General features: G+C 74.5%; 2 protein-coding genes. Both read right to left on the reverse strand.

Annotated elements, in window-relative coordinates; translation table 11 throughout:
• Positions 1–1,292 (reverse strand): HAMP domain-containing sensor histidine kinase (locus PLL68_RS14485; RefSeq protein ID WP_324535288.1); only part of this gene is annotated, 1,292 nt, incomplete at its 3' end.
• On the reverse strand, positions 1,289–1,933 hold a 645-nt coding region (locus PLL68_RS14490), incomplete at its 5' end, for a response regulator (RefSeq protein WP_324535290.1). The genes PLL68_RS14485 and PLL68_RS14490, both read right to left, overlap by 4 nt.

The raw sequence follows: 1,933 nt of genomic DNA on the forward strand, positions 1-1,933 counted from the left end.
TCCGGCCAGGTCAGCGCCGCCCAGGCGCCGATGGCGATGGCGGCGAGGACCGGCAGGGTCTGCGGGGGCAGCGGCCGCTCGGGCCAGAGGTTGCCGAGCGGGCCGGGGCCGCCCGGGCCCTTCGGGGCGTAGGGGTTCACCGGGACGTGGACGACCTGGCCGGGGGTGGCCTGCGGGGACGCGGCTGCGGCGGCGGTCGGGGCGGCGTCCCCCGGGTGACCTGTTGGTCGATCTGGGGTCAGCGTGCTCATGGTGCGCTCCTGGGTCAGGTGGGTGGGTCGGTCGGTGGTGGGTGCGACGGGCAGTCGGGCCCGCAGCAGCGCGCCGGTCTGTCCCGGCTCGGGCGCGATCGCGCTGATGGTGCCGCCGTGCAGGTCGCACACCCAGCGGGCGATGGCCAGGCCGAGGCCGGTACCGCCGCCGGAGTCGTCGCCGGAGCCGAAGCGGTCGAAGACGCGCTCCAGCCAGTCGGCCGGGATGCCGGGGCCCTCGTCGCGCACGTCGAGGCACCACGTGGAGTCATCGAGCAGCCGCGCGGTGACGACGACCTCGCCGTCGGCCGGGCTGTGGCGCACGGCGTTGTCGAGCAGGTTCGCGACGAGCTGGGCCAGTCGCGCCCGGTCGGCCGTCACCGTGAGGTCCGCTGGCACGACGTCGTGACGCACGCGTCCGGGGCGAGCGCCCACGCGAGCCTCGTCCACGGCATCCGAGAGAAGGTCCGCGACCCTGACCTGCGTGAGGTTCAGAGAGGTGACCCCGGCGTCGATGCGCGAGAGGTCGAGCAGGTCCGCGACGAGGGTGCTGAGGCGCTCGGACTGGTGCAGCGCGCCGCGCAGGGCCTGGTCGTCGGGGGTGACGACGCCGTCGACGAGGTTCTCGAGCAGGGCGCGCTGGGCGGTGAGGGGGGTGCGCAGCTCGTGCGACACCGTGGCCACGAGCTGGCGGCGCTGGGTGTCGGCGGAGGCCAGATCCGCGGCCATGGCGTTGAAGGCCCGCGCCAGCTCCCCGACCTCGTCGGAGGAGGATGCCGTGACGCGCTGTCCGTAGTCGCCTCCCGCCATGCGCCCCGCGGCCGACGTCATCTCGCGCAGCGGTGAGGTCATGCCGCGCGCGAGCCACTGGGTGACCGCGAGGGCGGCGACCACGGTGACGGGGACGCTGATCCACCACGGCACCTGACCGGCATCCGCCACCCGCTCGACGACGACGGCCACGACGATGCTGACGGCGACGAGCAGGCCGAGCTTGACCTTGAGCGAGGTGATGCCGTCGAGCGGGCGGGCGGTGTTCACGGGGTGGCCTCGAGGGCGTACCCGACGCCGTGCACGGTGCGCACGCGGTCGGCGCCGATCTTGGCGCGCAGGGCCTTGACGTGGCTGTCGAGGGTGCGGGTGCCCGAGGCGTCGGCCCAGCCCCAGACCTCGCGCATCAGGGCGTCGCGGGAGCGGACCACCCCGGGTTCGGCGGCCAGGGCGCACAGCAGGTCGAACTCCAGCGGGGTCAGGTGCACCTCGGCGTCTCCGGCGGTGACGCGCCGGGTGGCGACGTCGATGCGCAGGCCCTGCACGTCGAGGTGGGCCGGGCGGCTGGCTGCGAGCTCGGCGGCCCGCTCGACACGGCGCAGCAGGGTGCGCACCCGGGCGACGACCTCGCGCATCGAGAACGGCTTGGTCACGTAGTCGTCGGCGCCGACCCCGAGACCGACGAGCAGGTCGGTCTCGTCGGTGCGGGCGGTGAGCATGAGCACCGGCACCGGGCGGATGGCCTGGATGCGGCGACACACCTCGAGGCCGTCGAACCCGGGCAGCATGACGTCGAGGACGACGAGGTCTTGGCTGGTGGTGGTGAACGCGTCGACGGCGCCGGGGCCGTCGAAGGCCTGCGTGACGTGGAAGCCCTCGGCGCGCAGCCGGTCGGTGACGGCCTGGTTGAT

The sequence above is a fragment of the Ornithinibacter sp. genome (assembly GCF_035443565.1).
GTDB lineage: Bacteria > Actinomycetota > Actinomycetes > Actinomycetales > Dermatophilaceae > Fodinibacter.